20 protein-coding genes and 2 tRNA genes are annotated in these 24981 nt (G+C 61.0%); 17 read left to right on the forward strand and 5 right to left on the reverse strand.

Features of this window, described 5'->3' with window-relative positions; genetic code table 11:
- Nucleotides 1-12: 12 nt before the first annotated feature.
- The 6 genes from CAF63_RS02635 to pdeM all read left to right on the forward strand — a co-directional run bounded on the left by CAF63_RS02635 (nt 13) and on the right by pdeM (nt 6693).
- Nucleotides 13-741 carry an ABC transporter permease gene (locus tag CAF63_RS02635; RefSeq protein WP_085683296.1) on the forward strand — a complete coding sequence of 243 codons (729 nt, stop codon included), beginning with the start codon at nt 13-15 and terminating at the stop codon, nt 739-741.
- Nucleotides 738-1448 (forward strand): ABC transporter permease, encoded by a 711-nt coding sequence (locus CAF63_RS02640; RefSeq protein WP_085683297.1) that lies wholly within the window; start codon nt 738-740, stop codon nt 1446-1448. The genes CAF63_RS02635 and CAF63_RS02640 overlap by 4 nt, the downstream gene beginning before the upstream one ends.
- Before the next feature lie 12 nt (nt 1449-1460).
- Entirely contained in the window at nt 1461-2579 is a 1119-nt protein-coding gene (locus CAF63_RS02645; protein ID WP_085683298.1) for a succinylglutamate desuccinylase/aspartoacylase family protein, read from the forward strand.
- A gap of 13 nt (nt 2580-2592) precedes the next feature.
- Nucleotides 2593-3357 (forward strand): ABC transporter ATP-binding protein, encoded by a 765-nt coding sequence (locus tag CAF63_RS02650; RefSeq protein WP_007954993.1) that lies wholly within the window; start codon nt 2593-2595, stop codon nt 3355-3357.
- Between the two features lie 193 nt (nt 3358-3550).
- A complete protein-coding gene (locus CAF63_RS02655; protein ID WP_085683299.1) occupies nt 3551-6037 on the forward strand; it encodes a ligase-associated DNA damage response DEXH box helicase in 2487 nt (828 codons plus the stop codon).
- Complete coding sequence (gene pdeM, locus CAF63_RS02660) at nt 6037-6693, forward strand: ligase-associated DNA damage response endonuclease PdeM (protein WP_085683300.1); 657 nt, start codon at nt 6037-6039, stop codon at nt 6691-6693. The genes CAF63_RS02655 and pdeM overlap by 1 nt, the downstream gene beginning before the upstream one ends.
- A 39-nt stretch (nt 6694-6732) precedes the next feature.
- On the opposite strand, the gene CAF63_RS02665 is transcribed toward pdeM, so the two are convergent.
- Both CAF63_RS02665 and dcd read right to left on the reverse strand, forming a co-directional pair.
- Complete coding sequence (locus CAF63_RS02665) at nt 6733-6942, reverse strand: hypothetical protein (protein WP_085683301.1); 210 nt, start codon at nt 6940-6942, stop codon at nt 6733-6735.
- Between the two features lie 106 nt (nt 6943-7048).
- Entirely contained in the window at nt 7049-7615 is a 567-nt protein-coding gene (dcd, locus tag CAF63_RS02670; protein ID WP_007954988.1) for a dCTP deaminase, read from the reverse strand.
- 353 nt (nt 7616-7968) lie between these two features.
- On the opposite strand from dcd, the gene CAF63_RS02675 reads away from it, so the two are divergent.
- The gene (locus CAF63_RS02675) at nt 7969-8178 is read left to right on the forward strand and encodes a cold-shock protein (protein ID WP_002554837.1); all 210 of its coding nucleotides are present in this window, start codon (nt 7969-7971) and stop codon (nt 8176-8178) included.
- 119 nt (nt 8179-8297) lie between these two features.
- Here the strand turns inward: CAF63_RS02675 and CAF63_RS02680 are convergent, their stop codons facing one another.
- Nucleotides 8298-9305 (reverse strand): DUF481 domain-containing protein, encoded by a 1008-nt coding sequence (locus CAF63_RS02680; RefSeq protein WP_007954986.1) that lies wholly within the window; start codon nt 9303-9305, stop codon nt 8298-8300.
- Between the two features lie 177 nt (nt 9306-9482).
- Between CAF63_RS02680 and CAF63_RS02685 the strand changes: the two genes are divergently transcribed.
- From CAF63_RS02685 to CAF63_RS02700, 4 genes are all read left to right on the forward strand, one after another.
- Entirely contained in the window at nt 9483-9824 is a 342-nt protein-coding gene (locus CAF63_RS02685) for an MGMT family protein (RefSeq protein ID WP_178081258.1), read from the forward strand.
- A 43-nt stretch (nt 9825-9867) separates the two neighbouring features.
- Nucleotides 9868-11427: an AmpG family muropeptide MFS transporter gene (locus tag CAF63_RS02690; RefSeq protein ID WP_007954981.1), complete on the forward strand. Its 1560-nt coding sequence runs from the start codon at nt 9868-9870 to the stop codon at nt 11425-11427.
- Between the two features lie 115 nt (nt 11428-11542).
- Entirely contained in the window at nt 11543-13258 is a 1716-nt protein-coding gene (locus CAF63_RS02695) for a proline--tRNA ligase (RefSeq protein WP_085683303.1), read from the forward strand.
- A gap of 17 nt (nt 13259-13275) precedes the next feature.
- Nucleotides 13276-14229, forward strand: a complete 954-nt coding sequence (locus tag CAF63_RS02700) for a hypothetical protein (protein WP_085683304.1) — start codon at nt 13276-13278, stop codon at nt 14227-14229.
- Nucleotides 14230-14275: 46 nt separating this feature from the next.
- On the opposite strand, the gene dinB is transcribed toward CAF63_RS02700, so the two are convergent.
- Complete coding sequence (gene dinB, locus CAF63_RS02705; RefSeq protein WP_085683305.1) at nt 14276-15337, reverse strand: DNA polymerase IV; 1062 nt, start codon at nt 15335-15337, stop codon at nt 14276-14278.
- A 280-nt stretch (nt 15338-15617) separates the two neighbouring features.
- Here dinB and CAF63_RS02710 point away from each other — a divergent pair.
- The 5 genes from CAF63_RS02710 to CAF63_RS02730 all read left to right on the forward strand — a co-directional run bounded on the left by CAF63_RS02710 (nt 15618) and on the right by CAF63_RS02730 (nt 21364).
- Nucleotides 15618-15694 (forward strand) — tRNA-Met (locus CAF63_RS02710).
- 204 nt (nt 15695-15898) lie between these two features.
- A tRNA-Met gene (locus CAF63_RS02715) sits at nt 15899-15975 on the forward strand.
- A 280-nt stretch (nt 15976-16255) separates the two neighbouring features.
- A complete protein-coding gene (gene mprF, locus CAF63_RS02720; protein ID WP_085683306.1) occupies nt 16256-18895 on the forward strand; it encodes a bifunctional lysylphosphatidylglycerol flippase/synthetase MprF in 2640 nt (879 codons plus the stop codon).
- Nucleotides 18895-20190: a virulence factor family protein gene (locus CAF63_RS02725; protein WP_064593891.1), complete on the forward strand. Its 1296-nt coding sequence runs from the start codon at nt 18895-18897 to the stop codon at nt 20188-20190. The genes mprF and CAF63_RS02725 overlap by 1 nt, the downstream gene beginning before the upstream one ends.
- A gap of 847 nt (nt 20191-21037) precedes the next feature.
- The gene (locus tag CAF63_RS02730; RefSeq protein WP_085683307.1) at nt 21038-21364 is read left to right on the forward strand and encodes a DUF3077 domain-containing protein; all 327 of its coding nucleotides are present in this window, start codon (nt 21038-21040) and stop codon (nt 21362-21364) included.
- 65 nt (nt 21365-21429) lie between these two features.
- Here CAF63_RS02730 and CAF63_RS02735 read toward each other — a convergent pair whose 3' ends face one another.
- Nucleotides 21430-23271, reverse strand: coding sequence for a potassium transporter Kup (locus CAF63_RS02735; RefSeq protein WP_371807387.1), 1842 nt, complete (start codon nt 23269-23271; stop codon nt 21430-21432).
- A 347-nt stretch (nt 23272-23618) separates the two neighbouring features.
- Between CAF63_RS02735 and rimO the strand changes: the two genes are divergently transcribed.
- Nucleotides 23619-24956, forward strand: a complete 1338-nt coding sequence (gene rimO, locus CAF63_RS02745) for a 30S ribosomal protein S12 methylthiotransferase RimO (RefSeq protein ID WP_085683309.1) — start codon at nt 23619-23621, stop codon at nt 24954-24956.
- Nucleotides 24957-24981 lie beyond the last annotated feature (25 nt).

Here is a 24981-nt window from a genome sequence, read left to right on the forward strand (position 1 = left end):
GGTTGCTGATTTATGTTCGAAAACCTCCTACAAAATCTGGGGCTCTCCGCCTTCAGCCTCAAGGGTTTTGGCCCTTTGCTGTTGGAAGGCACCTGGATGACCATCAAATTGTCGGCGTTGTCGCTGCTGGTGGCCGTGTTGCTCGGCCTGCTCGGCGCCAGTGCCAAGCTGTCAAAAGTCAAACTGCTGCGCCTGCCCGCCCAGTTCTACACCACGCTGATTCGCGGGGTGCCGGACCTGGTGCTGATGCTGCTGATCTTCTACAGCCTGCAAACCTGGCTGACGACGCTCACCGATTACCTGGAATGGGAATACATCGAGATCGACCCGTTCAGCGCCGGGGTCCTGACCCTGGGCTTCATTTATGGCGCGTACTTCACTGAAACCTTTCGCGGGGCGATTCTCGCCGTGCCGCGCGGTCAGGTCGAAGCCGCCACCGCCTATGGCCTCAAACGCGGCCAGCGCTTTCGCTTCGTGGTGTTCCCACAAATGATGCGCTTCGCCCTGCCGGGCATCGGCAACAACTGGATGGTGATGCTCAAGGCCACCGCGCTGGTTTCGATCATCGGCCTGGCCGATCTGGTCAAGGCTGCGCAGGACGCCGGCAAGAGCACCTATCAACTGTTTTACTTCCTGGTCCTCGCCGCGCTCATTTACCTGCTGATCACCAGTGCCTCGAACATCATCCTGCGCTGGCTCGAACGCCGCTACGCCGCCGGTGCCCGGGAGGCCGTACGATGATCGAACTCCTGCAGGAATACTGGAAAGCCTTCCTTTATACCGACGGCCAGAACATCACCGGGCTGGCGATGACGATGTGGCTGCTCAGCGCTTCCATCTTCTTCGGTTTCATCGTGTCGATTCCGCTGTCGATCGCTCGCGTCTCGCCGCACTTCTACATTCGCTGGCCGGTGCAGTTCTACACCTACCTGTTCCGTGGCACGCCGCTCTATATCCAGTTGCTGATCTGCTACACCGGGATCTACAGCCTGGCCGCCGTGCGCGCGCAACCGGTGCTCGACAGTTTCTTCCGCGACGCGATGAACTGCACGATCCTGGCCTTCGCCCTGAACACCTGCGCCTACACCACGGAGATTTTCGCCGGGGCGATCCGCAGCATGAACCACGGCGAAGTCGAAGCGGCCAAGGCCTACGGTCTGACCGGCTGGAAGCTGTATGCCTACGTGATCATGCCGTCGGCGCTGCGCCGTTCGTTGCCGTACTACAGCAACGAAGTGATCCTGATGCTGCACTCGACCACCGTGGCCTTCACCGCGACCATCCCCGACATCCTGAAAGTCGCGCGGGACGCCAACTCGGCGACCTTCCTGACCTTCCAGTCATTCGGCATCGCCGCGCTGATTTACCTGACCATCACCTTTGCGCTGGTCGGCCTGTTCCGCCTTGCCGAACGCCGATGGCTGGCGTTCCTCGGCCCGACCCACTAGGACCCATAAGAGATGCGTCATCAGATACACGACCTGCTGGCCCCGCTGCCGGGGACCGCACGACAGATCCACAGCTTTCATTTTGGCCCGGACAAGGCCCAAGGCAAGATCTACATCCAGTCTTCGCTGCACGCCGACGAACTGCCCGGCATGCTCGTGGCCTGGCACCTCAAGCAGCGTCTGGCGGAGCTGGAAGCCGCCGGCCGCCTGCGCAGCGAAATCGTGCTGGTGCCGGTGGCCAACCCGGTCGGCCTCGAACAGGTGCTGATGGACGTGCCACTGGGCCGCTACGAGCTGGAGAGCGGGCAGAATTTCAACCGCTGGTTCGTCGACCTCAGCGAAGAAATCGGCAACGAAATCGAAGCACAACTGTGCGATGACCCGCAGCGCAACCTCGAACTGATCCGTTCCAGCCTGCGCAACGCCCTCGCTCGTCACACCGCCACGACTCAGCTGCAATCCCAACGCCTGACCCTGCAACGGCTGGCCTGCGATGCGGACATGGTGCTCGACCTGCATTGCGATTTCGAATCCGTGGTTCACCTCTACACCACGCCCGAGGCCTGGCCGCAGGTCGAGCCGCTGGCGCGCTACATCGAATCCCAGGCAAGCCTGTTGGCCACCGACTCCGGCGGCCAGTCGTTCGACGAGTGCTTCACCCTGCTGTGGTGGCAATTGAAGGAGCGCTTCGGCGAACACTTCGAGATTCCACTGGGTAGTTTCTCGGTCACCGTCGAGTTGCGTGGCCAAGGGGATGTCACCCATCCGCTGGCCAGCCGCGATTGCCAGGCGCTGATCGATTACCTGATCCACTTCGGCGCCATCGTCGGCGAAGCCAAAGCCTTGCCGGCGCTGCCACACCCCGCCACACCGCTGGCCGGTGTGGAACCAGTGGCCACTCCCGTCGGCGGGCTGCTGGTGTACACCGCCACACCCGGTCAGTACCTGGAAGCCGGGCAGAAAATCGCCGAAATCATCGACCCGATCAGCGACCGGGTCACGCCTGTCCATTGCACCGCTTCCGGTCTGCTCTATGCCCGCTCGTTGCGGCGCATGGCCACCGCCGGGATGGTGATCGCCCACGTCGCGGGCGCCGAAGCCTATCGCAGCGGCTATCTACTTTCGCCTTGAGGATGCCTGTCCCATGTACAAATTGACCGTTGAAGGCCTGCACAAAAGCTATGGCGACCATCAGGTGCTCAAAGGCGTCTCGCTCAAGGCCAAGACCGGCGACGTGATCAGCCTGATCGGCGCCAGCGGCTCGGGCAAAAGCACCTTTTTGCGCTGCATCAACTTTCTCGAACAACCCAACGACGGCGCGATGAGCCTCGACGGCCAGGCGATCCGCATGGTCACCGACCGCCACGGCATGCACGTGGCCGACGCCGATGAACTGCAACGCCTGCGCACGCGGCTGGCGATGGTGTTCCAGCATTTCAACCTGTGGAGCCACATGACCGTGCTGGAAAACATCACCATGGCCCCGCGCCGGGTGCTGGGTTGCAGCAAACAGGAAGCCGACGACCGCGCCCGGCGATATCTGGAAAAGGTCGGCTTGCCGGCGCGGGTGGCGGATCAGTACCCGGCGTTCCTCTCCGGCGGCCAGCAGCAACGGGTAGCGATTGCCCGAGCATTGGCGATGGAGCCGGAAGTCATGCTGTTCGACGAACCGACGTCGGCACTCGACCCGGAACTGGTCGGCGAAGTGCTCAAGGTGATCCAGGGCCTGGCCGAAGAAGGCCGGACCATGATCATGGTCACCCACGAAATGAGCTTTGCGCGCAAGGTCTCCAGCCAGGTGCTGTTCCTGCATCAGGGACTGGTGGAAGAAGAAGGCGCGCCGGAGGAAGTGCTGGGCAATCCGAAAAGCGAACGCCTGAAGCAATTCCTCAGCGGCAATCTGAAATAACGATTAGCACAGAACGCTGTGGGAGCGAGCCTGCTCGCGAAAGCGGTTCGTCAGTCAACGATGCTGTTGAATGCGACGACGCCTTCGCGAGCAGGCTCGCTCCCACATTGCATCTTCATCGTCTACAAAAATCAAACTTGTACGCCCAACCTGCGGTCACTGGAAGAACATCTCCAGAGCACGCGCAGCCCGCATGGCGAAATCCCCCGACCTCGCTAAAACCTGGTTCAGCGCCCGCGACTGGAAGCCGTTCGCCTTTCAAAAACAGGTGTGGGCGGCGGTCAAACGTGGCGAGTCCGGCCTGTTGCACGCCAGCACCGGCGCCGGTAAAACCTACGCGGTGTGGTTTGCCGCGCTCAATCGCTTTGCCCGCTCAGGGCCTGTTGCTGAAACCACTCGCAAACGCCCATCGCCCGCCGAACCGTTGACTGTTTTGTGGATCACCCCGATGCGGGCGCTGGCCGCCGACACCGCGCGCGCTCTGCAAACGCCGCTGGACGAACTGCAGATTCCCTGGAGCGTCGGCCTGCGCACTGGCGACACCGGCAGCAGCGAACGCGCCCGGCAGAACCGGCGCCTGCCCACCACGCTGATCACCACCCCGGAAAGCCTGACCCTGATGCTCGCCCGCGCCGACGCACAAACGGCGCTATCGACACTGCGCATGGTCGTAGTGGATGAGTGGCACGAATTGCTCGGCAACAAGCGCGGCGTGCAATTGCAACTGGCCCTCGCCCGGTTGCGCCGCTGGCAGCCGGGGCTGATCGTCTGGGGCGTTTCCGCAACGCTCGGCAATCAGTCCCACGCCGAACAGGTGCTGATCCCACAGGGTGGCGGCGTGAGTATTCAGGGGCAGAGCGAAAAGTCGCTCAAGGTCGACACCCTGCTCCCACCGGCGATCGAACGTTTTCCCTGGGCCGGGCACATCGGTCTGAAGATGTTGCCGCAGGTGGTTGCCGAACTGGACGTCTGCGCCAGCAGCCTGGTGTTCACCAACACCCGGGCGCAGTCGGAAATCTGGTATCAAGCCTTGCTGGAAGCGCGGCCGGACTGGGCCGGCTTGATCGCCCTGCACCACAGCTCTCTGTCCCGCGATACCCGCGACTGGGTCGAGCAAGCCCTGAAGAACGGTCAACTCAAAGCCGTGGTCTGCACTTCAAGTCTGGATTTGGGGGTGGATTTCCTGCCGGTGGAGCGGGTGCTGCAAATCGGCTCGGCGAAAGGCGTGGCGCGGCTGATGCAGCGTGCCGGGCGTTCGGGCCATGCGCCCGGTCGAACATCGCGGGTAACTCTGGTGCCGACCCACAGCCTGGAACTGATCGAAGCCGCTGCTGCTCGCGATGCCGTGGCGCAACAACGGATCGAACCTCGATTGTCACCGCACAAACCGCTGGATGTGCTGGTGCAGCATCTGGTCAGCATGGCCCTCGGCGGTGGCTTTACTCCCGATGAGCTGTACGAAGAGGTCCGTGGTGCCTGGGCCTATCGCGACCTGACGCTCGCGGATTGGGCCTGGGCGCTGGCGTTCGTACGCCACGGCGGGATGTCGCTGACGGCGTATCCGGATTACCGCCGGGTCGAAGCGGATGAGCACGGGATCTGGCGCGTCCCCGATGCCCGATTGGCGCGCCGCCATCGGATGAGCATCGGCACCATCGTCAGCGACGCCGCAATCCATTTGAAATTCTGGAGCAAGGGCGGTGGCGGCAAACAGCTGGGCAGCGTTGAAGAAGGCTTTATCGCCCGCCTCAAGCCCGGCGACGGCTTCCTGTTCGCCGGGCGGCTGCTGGAGCTGGTGCGGGTGGAAAACATGACCGCCTACGTCAAACGCAGCACCGCAAAAAAAGCCGCCGTACCGCGCTGGAATGGCGGGCGTATGCCGCTCTCCAGCGAACTGGCGCAAGCGGTGGTCAGCCGGTTCAGCGCGGCGGCAAGCGGTGAGTTTGCCGGCCCGGAAATGCAGGCGTTGCGACCGTTGCTGGAAACTCAGTTGCGCTGGTCGGGCCTGCCGACCGTCAACAATCTGCTGGCCGAAGTGCTGAAATCCCGCGAAGGCTGGCACCTTTTCCTCTATCCGTTTGCCGGACGTCAGGTGCATCTGGGACTGGCCAGCCTGCTGGCGTGGCGGGTCAGTCAGCGCCTGCCTGTGACCTTCTCGATTGCGGTCAACGATTACGGACTGGAATTGCTCAGCGCCACGCCCGTTGACTGGTCTGTCCAACTGGATGGCGCGCTGCTCAGTCCCGAGGATTTATTGAGGGATGTGCTGGCCAGCCTTAATGCGGGGGAACTGGCGTTGCGCAGATTTCGGGAAATCGCGCGGATTGCCGGGCTAGTGTTTGCCGGTTACCCCGGCGCGCCGAAAAGCACCCGTCAGGTGCAGGCCTCGAGCGGACTGTTCTTCGAAGTGTTCAAACAATACGACGCCGACAATCTGCTACTGGCGCAGGCCGGGGAAGAAGTCCTACGGGAAGAACTGGATATTCGTCGACTGGAACGGACATTGGAGCGGATCAACCGGATGAAGCTAGACATGCATTTGATCAAACGTCCTACACCGCTCGGCTTTCCGTTGCTGGTAGAACGCATGCGCGAAAGCATGAGTTCGGAAAAACTTGCCGACCGCATCCGCCGAATGGTCGGCGACCTGGAGAAAACCGCTGACAAGGGCAAATCCTGATGAGCGCGCCCTACCCCGTGCGCCTGGCAGGCGAAGACCTCTGGCTGCTGCCGGAAAAAGCGCTGTATTGGCCCGCGCAACAGGCGCTGCTGATTGCCGATGTGCATTTCGGCAAGGCTGCCGCTTACCGGCGCCTGGGGCAGCCGGTGCCGCAGGGCACCACGGCGAGCAACATCGCCGTGATTGAGCAATTGCTGGCGAAACTGCCGTGTCGGCAACTGATCTTTCTTGGCGACTTTCTGCATGGGCCGGGTTCGCATGCTCCGGGCACTTTAAGTGTTTTGGCTGAGTGGCGCTCACGCCACGCCGATCTGCCGATCACGCTGATACGCGGTAATCACGATAAACGTGCCGGTGATCCGCCGCAGTCGCTGAACATCCGGGTGGTGCCGGAGCCGATGCTGCTCGGGCCCTTCGCGTTGCAGCACGAGCCCGATCCGCACCCTGAACGGCACGTGCTAGCTGGCCACGTCCACCCTGTCTATCGGTTGAACGGCAAGGGGCGTCAGCGTTTGCGTCTGGCGTGTTTCAGGCTGGGAGAACGCATCAGCCTGCTGCCAGCCTTCGGCGCCTTCACCGGCGGTTACCCGGTGGAGAAGGAAGACAGCTGTCGGATATTTGTCATAGGCGACAACGAAATATGGCCCGTCGGCTGAAGTCCTGTTCAGGATTCTTCCGGCGGGCCATACATTCAATCAAGCGACGGGCGCGGGTGGCGGTTTGTCCGGCAAGGTAGGTTCACCGGGCTCGGTCGGTTCTTCGTTGGGGGTATCGGGATCGGGCTGGTGAGGAATTCCGCCAGTCATGGCGATGGGCGGGTGTGCCAACAAGGACCAGGCCAATACGCCAACCTGATTGGGCTCGAGCCTTGCCAGTTCGGCAGTGATTTGCGGATCGATCTTCATGGAGCACTCCTCGGCGAAGGCCCGTTTCGCTGTCCGCGAATCGGGCAGTACACCCCATAGAGTGTCTACCCGCCGAAGAATTCCCGGTAACTGCCGGATGGACGGATCAGGTACGAGGCAGGGTCACGCCACGCTGACCCTGGTACTTGCCGGCGCGATCCTTGTAGGAGACTTCGCATTCTTCGTCGGATTCGAGGAACAGCATCTGCGCCACGCCTTCGTTGGCGTAGATTTTCGCCGGCAGGTTGGTGGTGTTCGAGAACTCCAGGGTCACTTGGCCTTCCCACTCGGGCTCAAGCGGAGTGACGTTGACGATGATGCCGCAACGGGCGTAGGTGCTTTTCCCCAGGCAGATGGTCAGGACGTTGCGTGGAATACGGAAGTATTCAACGGTCGTGGCCAAGGCGAAGGAGTTCGGCGGAATGATGCAGACGTCGCTGTGGACGTCGACAAAGCTGCCGGCGTCGAAGTTTTTCGGATCGACGATGGCCGAATTGATGTTGGTGAACACCTTGAAATGATTGGTGCAACGCACATCGTAGCCGTAGCTCGACACACCGTAGGAGATCACACGGCTGTCGTCGCTGCCACGTACCTGGCGCTCGACGAACGGCTCGATCATGCCGTGTTCCTGCGCCATGCGGCGAATCCACTTGTCCGATTTGATGCTCATGGCGGGTGTCCTGAATAGCGAGGTGGAAAAAATCTGTCCGGCATCTTACCGGGCGCGCCGCCGGGTTCAAAGTCCGGGCTGCAAATCTCGCCGAACGTGCAGGAATTACGCGGCCTGGCGACGAACCGTCACACCGCCGATCCCTAAAACAGAGAAACCTTCGCAAGAAGCATTGGCACGTTCCGGAAAAAGGGTTAAGGTGGCGCCACTGTGCTGCTTGTGTCACTGAGAATCTCTACACGATATGTTGAATTTCGATCCAACCATCTACAAGAATTTTTCCTGCTCTTTGCACTCAGTCTCGGCCAGGGTTCTTCCTGAGTCGCAGTTATCTTTGTTCAAGGAGTTACACCATGTCTAATCGCCAAACCGGTACCGTTAAGTGGTTCAACGATGAAAAAGGCTTCGGCTTCATCACTCCACAATCCGGTGACGACCTGTTCGTTCACTTCAAAGCTATCCAATCCGACGGCTTCAAAAGCCTGAAAGAAGGCCAACAGGTTTCTTTCATCGCTACCCGCGGTCAGAAAGGCATGCAAGCTGAAGAAGTACAAGTTATCTAACTTGTAGCTTCTTTAGTAAAAGGCCCCGCCCTCAAAAGCGGGGCTTTTTTGTGGGCGTCTGTTTTTCCGGACGCAAAAAAAAGATCGCAGCCTGCGAAGGCTGCGATCTTTTGCATTGCTTACCAGGCGACGCCGAAGCCGGCGGTGTAGCGGGTCTTGCTCAGGTCAGCATCCTCGGTGCCGCTGATGATGTCGCGCTCGGCCTTGAGGTTAAGCGAGGCCCAGTCGGTGACCTTGTAGCGCAGGCCCATTTCCGCATCCAGCGCATAGTCGGCCACGCCGGACAGCGGCTTGCCGACTTCGCCATTGGTGAAGAACTCGACCTTCTTGCCGATCAGGTAGCGGTTGTAGTCCCACTTCATCGCGACCGAATAGAAGTTGTCCTTGCTGCCATCGCGATACTGGTAGTCGGTGCGGTTGAGCAGCGAACCCAGGGAGAACGCCCCCAGCTCATCGTCCCAGAACTGGTAGCCCGGACCGGTACCGACCACACGCTGACGCGCCAGCTCTTCGATATGATCGCGCTTGTAGTTCAGACGGCCCTGCCAGAACCACTTGTCGGTCAGGAAGCGGTCGAGTGCGTACTCGGCGCGCCAGTTGTCGGTGGTGGTCACGTCGTCCTGCACTTCGCGGTTGTATTCGCCCTCGGCGGTGTGGCGCCAGCGACCATGGCGGGCGGACGTCTTGAAGCCGATGTCGTAATCGTCGGTGTCCTTTTCCGCGCGCTGATAATCCAGCGCCAGATCGACGTTGCCCTTCCACACCAGATCCTCGACCACCGGTTTGGGTTTGAGAATCTGCTGAATGCTCGCCAACTCCACGGTTTTTGGCGCTTCGCCGTTGGCCAGGGTGACCTTGCCGTCTTCGGCAGCGCTCAGCGACTTGGCCTTCTCGCCGTTGTAGGCGTCCTGCTTGACCAGCAACTCCTGATCGCTCTCCAGCGTCTTGACCTGCTTCCAGTCGATGGTCACTGCGCCCGCGTACTGGGTCTGGACCAGCAACTTGCCACCGTCGAACAGCGTGATTTTGCCGCTCAGCTTGTCACCGTTCTTCAACCAGACGGTGTCGGCAAGCAGGGGTGTGGACGCACTGAAGACAGCAAGGCACAGCAGGGTTCTGGACAACATAAGCAAATCGGGGACTCAAGTTTGCGAAAAAATGGTCGGCATTATCCGTAGGAATAATTCCCTGACAAGGAATGACCCGGCTATTTCTATTGAGTTCATTTCTCAATTGCCCTTGCACCGATTACGCTTAAGGACATAACGCGATCAAGTTCAGGAACCGCGCCCGTGACAGACCCGATGCATGCCTGCGAAAACGATCCGCAAATCCGACGCACGGCACTCTATTCCACCCTCGCCCAAGTGCCCGAGGGCAAGGTCGTCAGCTATGGTCAGTTGGCCGAACTGGCGGGGTTGGGGCGTGCCGCCCGCTGGGTCGGCCGGACCCTGAGCCAATTGCCCGGCGATACCAAACTGCCCTGGCACCGCGTACTCGGCGCCGGCGGTCGGATCAGCCTGCCGGCGGGCAGCCCGTCCGGGGACGAACAGCGGGCGCGATTGCGCATGGAAGGCATCACCGTCCTGAACAATCGTGTGGATATTCAGCGCCATGGCTGGCGCCCGGTAGAGCACAGCGGTTAGAGTGCGCGCTTTGTTTTCGCAATTTTGAGGCAGACTTCAGCCCATGCCCCGTAAAACCTGGCGCGCCGCGCTCGCCGCCTATGCCAGTCCTTCGACGCTCGTGCTGTTGTTGCTGGGTTTCGCCGCCGGCCTGCCGTACATGCTGGTGTTCTCGACACTTTCGGTCTGGCTGCGTGAAGCCGGTGTGGCCCGCGAGACGATCGGCTACGCCAGCCTGATCGGTCTGGCCTACGCCTTCAAATGGGTCTGGTCGCCCCTGCTCGACCAATGGCGCCTGCCGTTGCTCGGCAAGCTGGGGCGCCGCCGCTCGTGGCTGGTACTTTCACAGACGCTGGTGATCCTCGGTCTGATCGGCATGGGTTTTTGCGACCCGCAGAAACACCTGTCCTGGCTGATCGCCATTGCGGTGGTCGTTGCATTCGCCTCCGCGACTCAGGATATCGCCGTCGACGCCTATCGCCTAGAAATCGCCGAAGACAACCGCCAGGCTGCACTGGCCGCCAGCTACATGTCCGGTTATCGGGTCGCCGCCTTGCTCGCGACTGCCGGTGCACTGTTCTTCGCCGAGGGCTTTGGCTCCACCGGTTTCAACTACCAGCACTCCGCCTGGACCGGCACCTACGTGTTGTTCGGCGCCCTGATGGTCCCTGCCCTGCTCACCACCCTGCTGATGCGCGAGCCCCCTGTGCCGTTGCGCACCCAATTGCAGGCCGGGCGCTACACCTTCATGCATCAGTTGATGTCGGTGTTCGTGCTGATCATCCTGCTGGTGTCCGTGCCGGCGATGTTCACCCAGCTCTACAACACCGATTTCGCCAGCGTGCTGTTTGGTGACATGAGTCCGCTGGACCTGCTGCTGGAAGACCGGGCGTTCCTGCGCGCGATTCTCTACACCACGCTGACCTGCCTGTGCCTCTCGGCCATGGGTCGTCGCGGTCTGGCGCCGGTGCTGACACCGGTCAACGACTTCATCCTGCGCTACCGCTGGCAGGCGCTGCTGCTGCTCGGCCTGATCGCCACCTATCGGATGTCCGACACGGTGATGGGCGTGATGGCCAACGTGTTCTACATCGACCAAGGCTTCACCAAGGATCAGATCGCGAGCGTCAGCAAGATCTTCGGCCTGATCATGACCCTCGTCGGCGCCGGTATGGGCGGTCTGCTGATCGTGCGCTTCGGCATCCTGCCGATCCTGTTCATCGGCGGCGCTGCATCGGCAGCCACCAACCTGCTGTTCCTGATGCTGGCCGACATGGGCCCGAACCTGCAGATGCTGGTGGTGACGATCTCTCTCGACAACTTCAGTTCCGGTCTGGCGACCTCGGCGTTCGTCGCCTACCTGTCGAGCCTGACCAACCTGAAGTTCTCCGCCACTCAATACGCCCTGCTCAGCTCGATCATGCTCCTGCTGCCACGCCTGATCGGCGGCTACTCCGGGGTGATGGTGGAGAAATTCGGTTACCACAACTTCTTCCTGATCACCGCGCTGCTCGGCGTTCCGACCCTGGTGCTGATCGCCCTGCACTGGTTCCAGGAAAGCCGCCGCGAAGGCCCGACGCCGACGCCGGAACCCGCGCCGACCTCCGTCGTGGAAGAATCGTAAGACATCTCGCACCCGGCGAGAGGGTTTGCGCCGGGGCTGCACTTCTGTACGTCGGCGGATCTCGCCGTTACACTGCTCCGTCATTTCCAGTCATAGCAACCGACAACGGCCAACCATGCGCACCAGTCAATTTTTGCTCGCCACACAGAAAGAAACGCCTTCCGACGCGGTCGTGATCAGCCATCAGCTGATGCTGCGCGCCGGCATGATCCGCAAACTCGCTTCGGGCCTGTACACCTGGCTGCCGATGGGCTTGCGAGTGATGCGCAAGGTGGAAGCCATCGTTCGCGAAGAAATGAACGCCGCCGGCTCTCTGGAAGTGTTGATGCCGAGCACCCAACCGGCCGAGCTGTGGCAGGAATCGGGACGCTGGGAAGAATACGGCCCTGAGCTGCTGCGCATCAAAGACCGCCACGGTCGTGATTTCTGCGCGGGCCCGACCCACGAAGAAGTGATCACCGATCTGATGCGCAACGAGTTGAGCAGCTACAAACAGCTGCCGATCAACCTGTACCAGATCCAGACCAAATTCCGTGACGAAATCCGTCCACGCTTCGGCCTGATGCGCGGTCGCGAATTCATCATGAAGGACTCGTACTCCTTCCATGCGGACCAAGCGTCGCTGCAGATCACCTATGACCGCATGCACGAAGCGTACTGCAACATCTTCACCCGCCTGGGCCTGAAGTTCCGTCCGGTGGAAGCCGACAACGGTTCGATCGGTGGCGCCGGCTCCCACGAGTTCCACGTGCTGGCCGAGTCCGGCGAAGACGATATCGTCTTCAGCAACGGCTCCGACTACGCGGCGAACATCGAGAAGGCCGAAGCCGTGCCGCGTGAAACCTCGCGCGCCGCACCAAGTGAAGAGCTGCGCCTGGTCGACACTCCAGACACCAAGACCATCGCGGCCCTGGTGGAGAAATTCAATCTGCCGATTGAAAAGACCATCAAGACCCTGATCGTGCACGCTGAAGAAGAAGGCAAGCTGATCGCCCTGATCATCCGTGGCGACCACGAGCTGAACGAAATCAAGGCTGCCAACCAGCCAGGCGTTGCCAGCCCGCTGGTCATGGCCTCCGATGCCGAACTGCGTGAGGCCATCGGCGCCGGCGCCGGTTCCCTCGGCCCGCTGAACCTGCCGCTGCCGATCATCATCGACCGTTCGGTCGAGCTGATGAGCGACTTCGGCATCGGTGCCAACATCGACGACAAGCACTACTTCGGCGTGAACTGGGAGCGTGACCTGCCGGTTCCGACCGTGGCCGACCTGCGCAACGTCGTGGCCGGCGACCCGAGCCCGGACGGCAAGGGCACCCTGGAAATCAAGCGCGGCATCGAAGTCGGGCACATCTTCCAGCTGGGCAACAAGTACAGCAAGGCGATGAAGTGCGAAGTGCTGGGCGAGAACGGCAAGCCGGTGACTCTGGAAATGGGTTGCTACGGTATCGGCGTTTCCCGCGTGGTGGCTGCCGCCATCGAGCAGAACAACGACGAGAACGGCATCATCTGGAGCGACGCCCTGGCACCGTTCCAGATCGCCCTGGTACCGCTGCGCTATGAAACCGAGCTGGTGCGCGAAGCCACCGACAAGCTGTACGCGGAACTGACCGCGGCCGGCTTCGAAGTGCTGCTGGACGACCGCGACAAGAAAACCAGCCCGGGCATCAAGTTCGCGGACATGGAGCTGATCGGCATTCCGCACCGGATCGTGGTCAGCGACCGCGGCCTCGCCGAAGGCAACCTGGAATACAAGAGCCGTACCGAAGGCCAGGCGCAAGCGCTGCCGGTTGCCGACGTGCTGTCCTTCCTTCAGGCCCGTATCCGCCGCTGAAACCAGATAGAGACGTCATGTTCAAGCGAAACACCTTAGGCCTCGGTGGTGCCGCCCTGTGCGGCACCCTGCTGGTCAGCGGCTGTGCCAATCACATGTCACAACGCAGTGAGCACGAGGAACGTGTCGAGCGCAAACTGCTCGATCACAGCCTGCAGATCGATGTCGGCGAGCCCAAGGTGCTTGAGCTGCCGCAACGGCGCGTGAAGATCAACGAACAGAAGACCTTCGAAGTTACCGAGTTCGAGGTCACGCGCCATTACGACCGTTACACGCCTTATCAGCCATGGCGGGAGATCTACGAGATTCCGCTGGGCGCGGTGGCGGTGGTCGGCGGTATCGGCGCGAACGTGGTCAACGTGTTCGCCCTCGGCAATCTGCCGGACAGCGTGACACGTGACTGGCTCAGCTACGGTTTCGCCGGGCTCAACCCGTTCATGAACGTGCAATCCAACGGTCGCGCGCAACAGAACCTGGCCGGCATCGACGAAGTCCAGCGCGACAAGCGCACGGAATATTCGAGCCTGCCGTGGAGCGAGCGTCCGGTTCAGGTCAAGGCCGGCAAACAGACCTTCGACATGACTACCGATCGCAACGGCGTGCTGCGTCTGAACCTGCTGGACAGCCCGTTCGCCGAAAACGACCTCAATCATGTCGGCAAACTGCAGATCAGCGTCGAAGATAGCAAGGATGACGTGCATTCCGACTCGTCCCTAATGCTCAGCAGCCACCTGCGGGGCAAGCTGCTGGAGGCTCACGGGCTGATCTACGATGATCTGGAGGACGACGAAGTGAGCCAGTGGGTGCACCGGGTCAAGCGTCTGTCGGAACTGGGTCTGGAAGAAGAAGCCAGTGAGCTGGAACAAAGTCTGATCGAACTGACCCGCAACGATCCTGAGTTACAGGCCGAATTCCTCAAGTCCCTGACCCGGGATGCGGGGCGTCTGGTGGCGGATCCGGGGCCGAACTGAACCCCTGAAAAATGCCCGAACCTGATTCGGGCATTTTTTTGTCCGCCTATCGCTCGAACAGCTCCATTTGTTCGAACCCGCCGCGCAAATCCTCGAGCCGCACGCCCACTCCCAGCAACCGCACCGGTTTGCCACCGCGGTTGAACGCCTGCGTGAGCATCAACTGGTAACTGCCCAGATCCCGCCCTGCCCCGGCCTGCTCCAGTGTGGTCTGGGTGAAATCGTGAAACTTCACTTTGACGAACGGCTTGCCCGGCCGGTAACTGCTGTCGATCCGAGCCATGCGGGTTTTCAAGGTTTCGAGCAGTTCCGGGAGCTTGTCGAGGCAACTGCGCAGGTCCGGTAGATCGACGTCGTAGGTGTTTTCCACACTGATCGACTGACGGCGACTGTCGTTATGCACCAATCGCTCATCGATCCCACGGGCCAGACTCCACAAGCGCTCGCCGAAGCTGCCGAATTCCCGCACCAGCGCCAGCTTGTCCCACTCGCGCAATTGCAGACAGTCACTGATACCGAGCCTGCTCAACTTGTCGGCCGTGACCTTGCCCACCCCGTGCAACTTGCTCACCGGCAGGCCACTGACGAAGTCTTCGACCTGATCCGGGGTGATCACGAACAAGCCGTTGGGTTTTCTCCAGTCACTGGCGATCTTGGCCAGAAACTTGTTCGGCGCCACGCCGGCGGAAACGGTGATGTGCAACTGGTTGGACACCCGGCGGCGAATGTCCTGGGCGATCCGCGTGGCGCTGCCGCCGAAATGCGCGCTGTCCGAGACGTCGAGGTAGGCCTCGTCCAGCGAAAGCGGCTCGATCAGGTCGGTGTAGTCGCTGAAGATCGTGTGAATTTCCTTGGACGCCTCGCGATAGGCGTCCATTCGCGGCTTGACGATGGTCAGGTCCGGGCACAGCTTCAAGGCGTGTCCGGACGACATCGCCGAGCGAACCCCGTATGCCCGGGCCTCATAGTTGCAGGTGGCGATCACCCCGCGCCTGTCCGCCGAGCCACCCACCGCCAACGGCTTGCCGGCGAGGCTCGGGTCATCCCGCATCTCGATGGCGGCGTAGAAACAGTCACAGTCGACGTGGATGATTTTTCGCTGAGTCATGACAGAAAAGGAAACATGGCGAGCCGGACCGGCAGTATCTCACTGACACCTGTATATAGCACCAGTGGTATGAATGTTCTTTTCAGTTTGTAGGAAACGGACTTTGAATTTATTTTCTCAATCGAAAACCAACCTCCAATAGAGCTGAAACCCTTACCCTGCCTGACCTGCAGCCCCTGAAAAGACCGTCTGTCAGCGCTAACCGGTTGAAGCTGAAGAGGTTTTATCCGAATTGAAGGTTGACACCCCGGCGTTCCTCTGTAGAATGCCGCCACACAGACGCGGGATGGAGCAGTCTGGTAGCTCGTCGGGCTCATAACCCGAAGGTCGTCGGTTCAAATCCGGCTCCCGCAACCAAACATCAAAAAAGGCCAATCGAAAGATTGGCCTTTTTTGTGCGCGTCGGTTTTTCGGATCCTGTCTTACATTCCGGAAATCGTTCCGATTCCGAAACTTAGCGCTTCCCCTGCGACCGTTTGCCGCGATTGCACACTTATTTGACCCTTCTCGGGATTATCGGTTGACACCCCGCCGTTCGCCTGTAGAATGCCGCCACACAGACGCGGGATGGAGCAGTCTGGTAGCTCGTCGGGCTCATAACCCGAAGGTCGTCGGTTCAAATCCGGCTCCCGCAACCAAACATCAAAAAAGGCTACTCGAAAGAGTGGCCTTTTTTGTATCTGTGGAAAAAGTCCTTTCGCAACAATGATCTGTCACTGTGCAGTGAACCGTTCAGGATCTTCAGACCCGCCGAGTTGCGACTATGCTTGAAGTCGCGGGCAAGGCGTCTGCAATCCAGGAGCTGCCCTCGCCGATACCCGGTGAGAGGCGTAGTATTTTGTGATTATTTTTTTCTACAGGGATTGGTAACTTGGCTGGATACCTCCATCCTGTCGCGCACAATCCAAGAGGTGATTGATGCGCGCCAACTCGTCTGATTCACAAGACACCGTCACAGCGACCCCACCGATCAAGCCTGAGCGTCTGCGCCTGCTGGATCGGATCAGCAAATACCGCCAGCCGATCGGTCTGGCGGTCACACTGCTGTTGTTCGCCATTGCGCTGATTGCCTGTCGCCATTTGCTCAGCGAACTCGATCTCGACGCCCTGCACGACTCGATTCTGGAGGTGCCGAAACCGGCCCTGCTCGGCGCCCTCGGTGCGACAGTCATCGGCTTCATCATTCTGCTCGGCTACGAATGGTCGGCCAGTCGATATGCCCGCGTGACGCTGGCACCGAAAACCCTGGCTCTGGGCGGCTTCACCGCGTTTGCCATCGGTAACGCCATCGGCCTGTCGATGCTGTCCGGTGGCTCGGTGCGATACCGTCTATATGCACGGCATGGCTTGGGCGCGTCCGAAGTCGCGCACATGACCCTGTTCGCCAGCCTGTCGCTGGGCTGCGCCCTGCCGCCGCTGGCTGCGCTTGCGACTCTGAGCAACTTGCCGGCCGCTTCGCAGGCACTGGGGCTGTCCGAGACCTTGTTGGGGACGATTGCCGGCGTGGTGCTGCTGCTCGGCGCGATCCTGGCCATCGGCATCTATCGCCGTCGCCTGCCGGAACAACCTTATCCGGACAACCTGCTGGTCCGGGCCGGTCGTCGCACCCTGCGCCTGCCGGGCCGCCGCCTGACCTTCCTGCAACTGGTCATCACTGCCCTCGACGTCGCCGCCGCTGCAACCGTCCTCTATCTGTTGCTGCCGGAAGCGCCGCCCTTCGGTGCCTTCCTGCTGGTGTATCTGCTGGCCCTGGCGGCCGGCGTACTCAGTCATGTTCCGGGTGGTGTGGGTGTCTTCGAAGCGATTCTGCTCGCGGCGTTCGCCGACAAGCTCGGCGCCGCTCCATTGGCTGCCGCTCTGCTTCTTTATCGCCTGATCTATGTGGTGCTGCCGTTGCTGGTGGCCTGCGTGCTGTTGCTGCTCAACGAAGGCCAGCGCCTGTTTCAGTCGCAGACTATGCGTGCGGCGTCCGGTCTGGCAGCACCGATTCTCGCGGTGCTGGTGTTCCTGTCCGGCGTGGTGTTGCTGTTTTCCGGTGCGACGCCAGAGATCGACACCCGTCTGGAACACATCGGTTTTCTGATTCCACATCGTCTGGTAGATGCTTCGCACTTTGGCGCCAGCCTGATCGGCGTGTTGTGCCTGATGCTCGCCCAAGGCCTGCGTCGCCGGCTATCGGCGGCGTGGATGCTGACCACCATTCTGTTGCTGGTGGGCGCCCTGCTCTCGCTGCTCAAGGGTTTCGACTGGGAAGAAGCGACCTTGATGACCCTCACCGCCGCGCTGCTGGGGGTGTTCCGTCGCTCGTTTTATCGCCCAAGCCGTCTGACCGAACTGCCGTTCTCGCCGCTGTATCTGGTGGCCAGCCTGTGCGTACTCGGTGCTTCGACGTGGCTGCTGCTGTTCGCTTATCAAGACGTTCCGTACAGCCATCAACTGTGGTGGCAGTTCACCCTCGACGCCGACGCCCCGCGCGGCCTGCGCTCGCTGCTCGGCGCCGCCGTGTTGCTGCTGGTGATCGCGCTGACCTGGCTGCTGCGCACCGCTCGCCCGGTGATCCATCTGCCGACACCGGATGAACTTGAACGCGCCTCGAAGATTCTGATGGCCTCCTCGCAACCGGACGGCGGCCTGGCCCTGACCGGCGACAAGGCGCTGCTGTTTCATCCCAACGACGAAGCCTTCCTGATGTATGCCCGCCGTGGCCGCAGTCTGGTGGCCCTGTACGACCCGATCGGCCCCGGCCAGCAACGGGCCGAGATGATCTGGCAGTTCCGCGACCTGTGCGACATCCACCACGCCCGCCCGGTGTTCTATCAGGTGCGCGCCGAGAACCTGCCGTACTACATGGACATCGGCCTGACCGCGATCAAGCTGGGCGAGGAAGCCCGGGTCGATCTGCATCGCTTTGACCTGGAAGCCAAGGGCAAGGAGATGAAGGACCTGCGCTACACCTGGAACCGTGGCACCCGCGACGGCCTGTCGCTGGAAATCCATGAAGCGGGCCAGGCGCCGATGGATGAGCTCAAGGTGATTTCCGACGCCTGGCTGACCGGCAAGAACGTGCGCGAGAAAGGCTTCTCCCTTGGCCGTTTCAGCGACGATTACCTGAAGCATTTCCGCATTGCGGTGATTCGCTTTGAAGGGCGCCCGGTGGCGTTCGCCAACCTGCTCGAGACCTACAGCCATGACCTGGCCAGTCTCGACCTGATGCGCGCGCATCCGGACGCCCCCAAGCTGACCATGGAATTCATGATGGTCGGTCTGATTCAACACTATAAGAGTCACGGATACGCGCGCTTCAGCCTGGGCATGGTGCCGCTGTCGGGGTTGCAACCCCGGCGCGGGGCACCGCTGACCCAGCGTCTGGGCTCGATGGTTTTCCGCCGTGGTGAGCAGCTGTACAACTTCCAAGGCTTGCGCCGCTTCAAAGACAAGTTCCAGCCTGACTGGGAACCCCGTTATATGGCCGTGCCCGCCGGACTCGATCCGCTGGTGGCGCTGGCCGACACTGCTGCCCTGATCGCGGGCGGCTTGACTGGATTGGTGAAACGCTGATGATTCAACGCTCCCTGAAGTACATCCTGGTCGCACTGCTGGTGCTGGCCGCGATTGCCGGTGGCGGTTTCTGGTACCTCAAACGCCCGGCACCGGAACCGACTCTCGAACAGCTCACCCCGGCCGATGGCGCCGCCATGACCCGGGTCATCCCCGGCACCAAGCCCAAGGCTCAGGTGCTGGTGGCGGTCAACGACGACCAGAAACTCAGCGACAAGCAACTGAGCACCCTGAGCCGCAGCGCCTCGGCGCAGATCGTTCAGGTGATTCTGCCCAAGGATTGCCTGCTGCAAAGCCGCGCCCTGCAAGCCGGCCTGCGTGAACTGAACGGCCCGGCGACGCTGGTCAGCGGCATAGGCCCCGGTGCCGTGCTGGCGTGGCGCTGGTTGTCCGAGCAGAAAGACGACAAGGCTCAGGCCGTCTCCGTCGACCTGGCCCTGGAAAAACCCGGCTGCACCCACCTGCTGCCGAAAGCCGCCGCCCACGGCCACTGGCTGGTGGCGTGGAACGACAACCCGGACGACACCAGCGCAGGTTTCGTGCGCGATCAACCGAACGCCGAAACCAGCATCAGCGACTACGACATCAACCTGCCGCAAGTGCTGAACAACGAACTGCGCAAGATCCTCGTTGGCGGCGACAAGGCCAACGGCGGCCTGCAGATCCCGGTGGTGGAAGTCCCGGCCGGCCAGGCCAAGGACACCGTGACCCTGTTCCTGTCCGGTGACGGCGGCTGGCGAGATCTGGACCGCGACGTGGCCGGTGAGATGGCCAAGATCGGCTATCCGGTCGTCGGCATCGACACCCTGCGCTATTACTGGCAGCACAAGAGCCCGGAACAGAGCGCCCTTGACCTGACCGAACTGATGCAGCACTACCGCCAGAAGTGGGGCACCAAGCGCTTTATCCTGACCGGTTACTCGTTCGGCGCCGACGTCCTGCCAGCGATCTACAACCGACTGCCGGAAACCGAGCAACAACGCGTCGACGCAATCATCCTGCTGGCCTTCGCCCGCACCGGCAGCTTCGAAATCGAAGTCGAAGGCTGGCTCGGCAACGCCGGCAAAGAAGCCGCCACCGGCCCGGAAATGGCCAAGCTGCCACCGGCCAAGGTCGTGTGCATCTACGGTGAAGAAGAGACGGATGAAAGCGGTTGCACCGACAAGACCGCAGTGGGCGAAGCGGTGAAGCTGCCTGGCGGCCACCACTTCGACGAGAACTACCCAGCACTGGCCAAGCGCTTGGTGGACTTGATCGAGAAACGCCAGAACACGGCGCAGGTGGCGGAAGAGTGATCTGAAGCGCACCAACGAAAAGCCCCCGCAACTTCGCAGTTGCGGGGGCTTTTTACATTTTTCAAGAACTGCACCAATCCCTGTGGGAGCGAGCTTGCTCCGAGCGGCGATCCGACGAAAGCGGTGGGTCAATTAACAGATTCGTCGACTGACACTACGCCTTCGCGAGCAAGCTCGCTCCCACAGGGGAGATGTGTTGAATTCAAATAATCGTCAGTCCTTGCAGGCGTACCTTGCCCGCATATCGTCATGACTGATCGCTTGAACCGGATCGAAATTGCTTAATCGTGCCTTGGCTGCCGATTCAACCCGAAGACTCTCGAGCTCATCCAGCCTTTTCTGTTTCAAGCATTTTTTCATGAACACCCTTCTCCAAGAATGTCGCCTGTCACTCGAACTGTCCTCAGTCCTGGGACAAAGGACAGTTGTTAAGCGCAGCTCAATGAAGAATCAACACCTGCTTAGCGCATTGATTCTGTCCGACGCATAGTTTCGCTTACTTCTGGTGTCGCAATATCAGATGACGTCCGCATACCTTGTAGGCAAACTCCTAATCTCGTGTTTGGGCACTTTGCCGCCCTGTTGCGCTGTTTTTCGACGGGATACTCTCCAGAGGTCGCTGACTATTTCAGTGATCGGGTGTGGTAACCCGGCAAGGCAAAGTGCAACAGCATTCCCATCACGACTCAGGTGTTTTTACGCCTGCAACTTGAGTCATGGCGGCTGTGCGTGGGAGACCTTCGGGTCTGCCGGTTTCTTTGCTCCCCCGGTTTACCACCCTGCGTACAGCTGCCACCCATTCGTGTGGTAACGAATGCGGCAGCTCTTCGTTTTATGGAGCGAAACAATGAGCAAACAAAGCCCTTCATCACCTTCAGACCTCACAACCATCGGCTTCACCTCTTTCCTCTACAGCTCGGATCAGGCGTTACTCAACGTTCGCTCCGGCATCCCCATCGTCGAAGCACTGTCCCAGGCTTCAGACCTGTTGTTCCTCGCCAAATCCTTCGCCGAGGACGCCGCCTACGACAAGGAAAGCGACCGCCACGCCTGGGCCGCGCATTACCTGACGATAATCGGCAAGGCCTTGGTCGACGACGTGATGAAGGCCCTGATGCCGCGACCTGCGCGAACGAAGACCGAATCTGAGGCAGAACTGCCAGAAAGCATGTAACAGCACAAAAACGAAAAAGCCCCCGCCAGCCACAAGGCTGACGGGGGCTCTTCGATGACGCCGGTTTACATCTCCACCTGCGTCCCCAACTCAATCACCCTATTCAGCGGCAGATTGAAGAAGCGCAAATTGCCATTGGCATTCTTCAACATGAACGCAAACAGCGCCTCACGCCAACGGGCCATGCCTTCAAGTTTCGAGGCGATCACCGTTTCGCGGCTGAGGAAGTAGGTGGTGCGCATCGGGCTGAAGTCCAGATCATCCAGATGACACAGCTTCAGTGCCTGCGGCACGTCCGGTTCGTCGGTGAAGCCGAAGTGCAGGATCACCCGGAAGAAGCCTTCGCCGTGGGCTTCGACTTCGAAGCGGCGCGATGGCGGTACGCGCGGGATGTCTTCGTAGACGACGGTCAGCAGCACCACTTGTTCGTGCAAGACCTGGTTGTGCAACAGGTTGTGCAACAGCGCGTGCGGCACCGCGTCGGAGCGCGCGGTAAGGAACACGGCGGTGCCCTGCACGCGGTGCGGTGGTTGCACGCGGATGCTGCTGATGAAGATCGGCAGTGGCAGCGCGCCTTCGTCGAGGCGCTCGACCAGCAGTTGCTTGCCGCGCTTCCAGGTGGTCATCAGCACGAACAGCGCGATACCGGCGATCACCGGGAAGGCACCGCCCTGGACGATCTTCGGCACGTTGGCGGCGAAGTACAGGCCGTCCACCAGCAGGAAGCCGATCAAAACCGGCACCGCCAGAATCGGTGGCCATTTCCACAGCAGCAACATGACTGCCGACACCAGAATCGTGGTCATCAGCATGGTGCCGGTCACCGCCACACCGTAGGCCGAAGCCAGGGCGCCGGAGGATTCGAAACCGATCACCAACAACACGACGCCGACCATCAGCGACCAGTTAACGGCACCGATGTAGATCTGGCCCTGCTCGTCGCTGGAGGTGTGCTGGATGTACATGCGCGGGATGTAACCGAGCTGGATCGCCTGACGGGTCAGTGAGAACGCACCGGAGATCACTGCCTGGGACGCGATCACCGTCGCCAGGGTCGACAGACCGACCAGCGGAATCAGCGCCCAGCTCGGCGCCAGCAGATAAAACGGGTTGCGCGCCGCTTCCGGGTTGTCCAGCAGCAAGGCGCCCTGACCGAAGTAGTTGAGCACCAGCGCCGGCAGCACCAGCAGGAACCACGCCCGGGCAATCGGCTTGCGGCCGAAGTGGCCCATGTCGGCGTACAGCGCTTCGGCACCGGTCAGCGCCAGCACCACGGCGCCGAGGATCGCTACGCCCATGCCCGGATGAACGGTGAAGAACCGCACCGCCCACGCCGGGTTCAAAGCGTGCAGCACTTCGGGAGTGTGGCTGATGCCGTACACGCCGAGGGCGCCGAGGACTAGGAACCACGTGACCATGATCGGCCCGAACAGAATGCCGATCCGCGCCGTGCCGTGTTTCTGGATCAGAAACAGCGCCACCAGCACCACCAGCGACAGCGGCACCACCCAGTGATCGATGCCGTCAAAGGCCAGGCCCAGACCTTCAATGGCCGAGAGCACGGAAATCGCCGGGGTGATCATGCTGTCGCCATAGAACAGCGCCGCGCCGATCAGTCCGCAGACCACCAGCAACGTGCGCAACCGCTTGCGCCCCGCCGCTGCCCGCCGCGCCAGCGCGGTGAGCGCCATGATCCCGCCTTCGCCCTGGTTGTCGGCGCGCAGGACGAACATCATGTACTTGATTGAAACGACCCAGATCAGCGACCAGAAAATCAGCGACAGAATGCCGAGCACTCCGTCGTGATTGACGGGCACACCGTAAGCGCCGGAAAACACTTCTTTGAGGGTGTACAACGGGCTCGTGCCGATGTCGCCGTAAACTACCCCGACCGCCGCGACCAGCATGCTCAGCGGCTTGGTGGCCGAACCTTCGGCGCCTGCCGCGTGACTACTTGCCTGCCCCATCCAACACTCCTGATTCCCAGACCGGCTTCTTATATGAAGCACTATGCTTTGTGTGCAGCATGCGCTTTTTACGCCCTGTAACAGACGTTTTCTTGACTGTAAAAATTCAGTAAAGCGCAACGGCGCGAAGCATAGCGCAGCACTCGTCGTATTTCCCTGCATAAAGCTGGTCAAGTGCGCTGCTCGTCGCTAGAATTGCGCACTTTTTGATCAGAGGCGCAGTTCAAGCGCCCGTCCGTCGGCTTTTCGCATCAGGAAAGCGGCGTCACAAAACACCGAGGTTAGACATGTCCACCACTCCTGCGCCGGCCAATCCAAAGGTTGGCTTCGTTTCTCTGGGTTGCCCGAAAGCACTGGTCGACTCCGAGCGCATCCTGACCCAGCTGCGCATGGAAGGCTATGACGTGGTGTCCACCTATCAGGACGCCGACGTGGTCGTGGTCAACACCTGCGGCTTCATCGACTCGGCCAAGGCCGAATCGCTGGAAGTCATCGGCGAAGCGATCAAGGAAAACGGCAAGGTCATCGTGACCGGCTGCATGGGCGTGGAAGAAGGCAATATCCGTGACGTGCACCCGAGTGTGCTGGCCGTTACCGGTCCGCAGCAGTACGAGCAAGTGGTCAACGCGGTGCACGAAGTCGTGCCGCCGAAGCAGGATCACAACCCGCTGATCGACCTGGTGCCGCCGCAAGGCATCAAGCTGACCCCGCGTCACTACGCGTACCTGAAGATTTCCGAAGGCTGCAACCACAGCTGCAGCTTCTGCATCATCCCGTCGATGCGCGGCAAACTGGTCAGCCGTCCGGTGGGCGACGTGCTCGACGAAGCCCAGCGTCTGGTCAAATCCGGCGTGAAGGAACTGCTGGTGATTTCCCAGGACACCAGCGCCTATGGCGTTGACGTCAAATACCGCACCGGCTTCTGGAACGGCGCGCCGGTGAAAACCCGCATGACCGAACTGTGCGAAGCGCTGAGCACCCTCGGCGTCTGGGTCCGTCTGCACTACGTTTACCCGTACCCGCACGTCGACGAGCTGATCCCGCTGATGGCCGCCGGCAAGATCCTGCCGTACCTGGACATCCCGTTCCAGCACGCCAGCCCGAAAGTCCTGAAGTCGATGAAACGCCCGGCGTTCGAAGACAAGACCCTGGCGCGGATCAAGAACTGGCGCGAGATCTGCCCGGACCTGATCATCCGTTCGACCTTCATCGTCGGCTTCCCCGGCGAAACCGAAGAAGACTTCCAGTACCTGCTGGACTGGCTGACCCAAGCCCAGCTCGACCGCGTCGGCTGCTTCCAGTACTCGCCGGTCGAAGGCGCGCCGGCCAATGACCTGAACCTCGACATCGTTCCGGACGACGTCAAACAGGATCGTTGGGAACGCTTCATGGCGCACCAGCAGGAAATCAGCTCGGCGCGCCTGCAAATGCGCATCGGCCGTGAAATCGAAGTATTGGTCGACGAAGTCGACGAGCAAGGCGCGGTCGGCCGCTGCTTCTTCGATGCCCCGGAAATCGACGGCAACGTGTTCATCGACAACGGCAGCAACCTCAAGCCGGGCGACAAGGTCTGGTGCAAAGTGACCGACGCCGACGAATACGACCTCTGGGCCGAACAGATCTAAGCGCGAAAAATACAGAAAGCCCCGC

The sequence above is a fragment of the Pseudomonas sp. B20(2017) genome (genome assembly GCF_002113125.1).
In the GTDB taxonomy this organism is placed as follows: Bacteria; Pseudomonadota; Gammaproteobacteria; order Pseudomonadales; family Pseudomonadaceae; genus Aquipseudomonas.

Excerpts from the sequence above, each read along its gene's own strand:
- CAF63_RS02635 (WP_085683296.1), top strand. The coding sequence starts at position 13 with ATGTTCGAAAACCTCCTACAAAATCTGGGGCTCTCCGCCTTCAGCCTC.
- CAF63_RS02640 (WP_085683297.1), top strand. The coding sequence starts at position 738 with ATGATCGAACTCCTGCAGGAATACTGGAAAGCCTTCCTTTATACCGAC.
- CAF63_RS02645 (WP_085683298.1), top strand. The coding sequence starts at position 1,461 with ATGCGTCATCAGATACACGACCTGCTGGCCCCGCTGCCGGGGACCGCA.
- CAF63_RS02650 (WP_007954993.1), top strand. The coding sequence starts at position 2,593 with ATGTACAAATTGACCGTTGAAGGCCTGCACAAAAGCTATGGCGACCAT.
- CAF63_RS02655 (WP_085683299.1), top strand. The coding sequence starts at position 3,551 with ATGGCGAAATCCCCCGACCTCGCTAAAACCTGGTTCAGCGCCCGCGAC.
- pdeM (WP_085683300.1), top strand. The coding sequence starts at position 6,037 with ATGAGCGCGCCCTACCCCGTGCGCCTGGCAGGCGAAGACCTCTGGCTG.
- CAF63_RS02665 (WP_085683301.1), bottom strand. The coding sequence starts at position 6,942 with ATGAAGATCGATCCGCAAATCACTGCCGAACTGGCAAGGCTCGAGCCC.
- dcd (WP_007954988.1), bottom strand. The coding sequence starts at position 7,615 with ATGAGCATCAAATCGGACAAGTGGATTCGCCGCATGGCGCAGGAACAC.
- CAF63_RS02675 (WP_002554837.1), top strand. The coding sequence starts at position 7,969 with ATGTCTAATCGCCAAACCGGTACCGTTAAGTGGTTCAACGATGAAAAA.
- CAF63_RS02680 (WP_007954986.1), bottom strand. The coding sequence starts at position 9,305 with ATGTTGTCCAGAACCCTGCTGTGCCTTGCTGTCTTCAGTGCGTCCACA.
- CAF63_RS02685 (WP_178081258.1), top strand. The coding sequence starts at position 9,483 with ATGCATGCCTGCGAAAACGATCCGCAAATCCGACGCACGGCACTCTAT.
- CAF63_RS02690 (WP_007954981.1), top strand. The coding sequence starts at position 9,868 with ATGCCCCGTAAAACCTGGCGCGCCGCGCTCGCCGCCTATGCCAGTCCT.
- CAF63_RS02695 (WP_085683303.1), top strand. The coding sequence starts at position 11,543 with ATGCGCACCAGTCAATTTTTGCTCGCCACACAGAAAGAAACGCCTTCC.
- CAF63_RS02700 (WP_085683304.1), top strand. The coding sequence starts at position 13,276 with ATGTTCAAGCGAAACACCTTAGGCCTCGGTGGTGCCGCCCTGTGCGGC.
- dinB (WP_085683305.1), bottom strand. The coding sequence starts at position 15,337 with ATGACTCAGCGAAAAATCATCCACGTCGACTGTGACTGTTTCTACGCC.
- mprF (WP_085683306.1), top strand. The coding sequence starts at position 16,256 with ATGCGCGCCAACTCGTCTGATTCACAAGACACCGTCACAGCGACCCCA.
- CAF63_RS02725 (WP_064593891.1), top strand. The coding sequence starts at position 18,895 with ATGATTCAACGCTCCCTGAAGTACATCCTGGTCGCACTGCTGGTGCTG.
- CAF63_RS02730 (WP_085683307.1), top strand. The coding sequence starts at position 21,038 with ATGAGCAAACAAAGCCCTTCATCACCTTCAGACCTCACAACCATCGGC.
- CAF63_RS02735 (WP_371807387.1), bottom strand. The coding sequence starts at position 23,271 with ATGCTGGTCGCGGCGGTCGGGGTAGTTTACGGCGACATCGGCACGAGC.
- rimO (WP_085683309.1), top strand. The coding sequence starts at position 23,619 with ATGTCCACCACTCCTGCGCCGGCCAATCCAAAGGTTGGCTTCGTTTCT.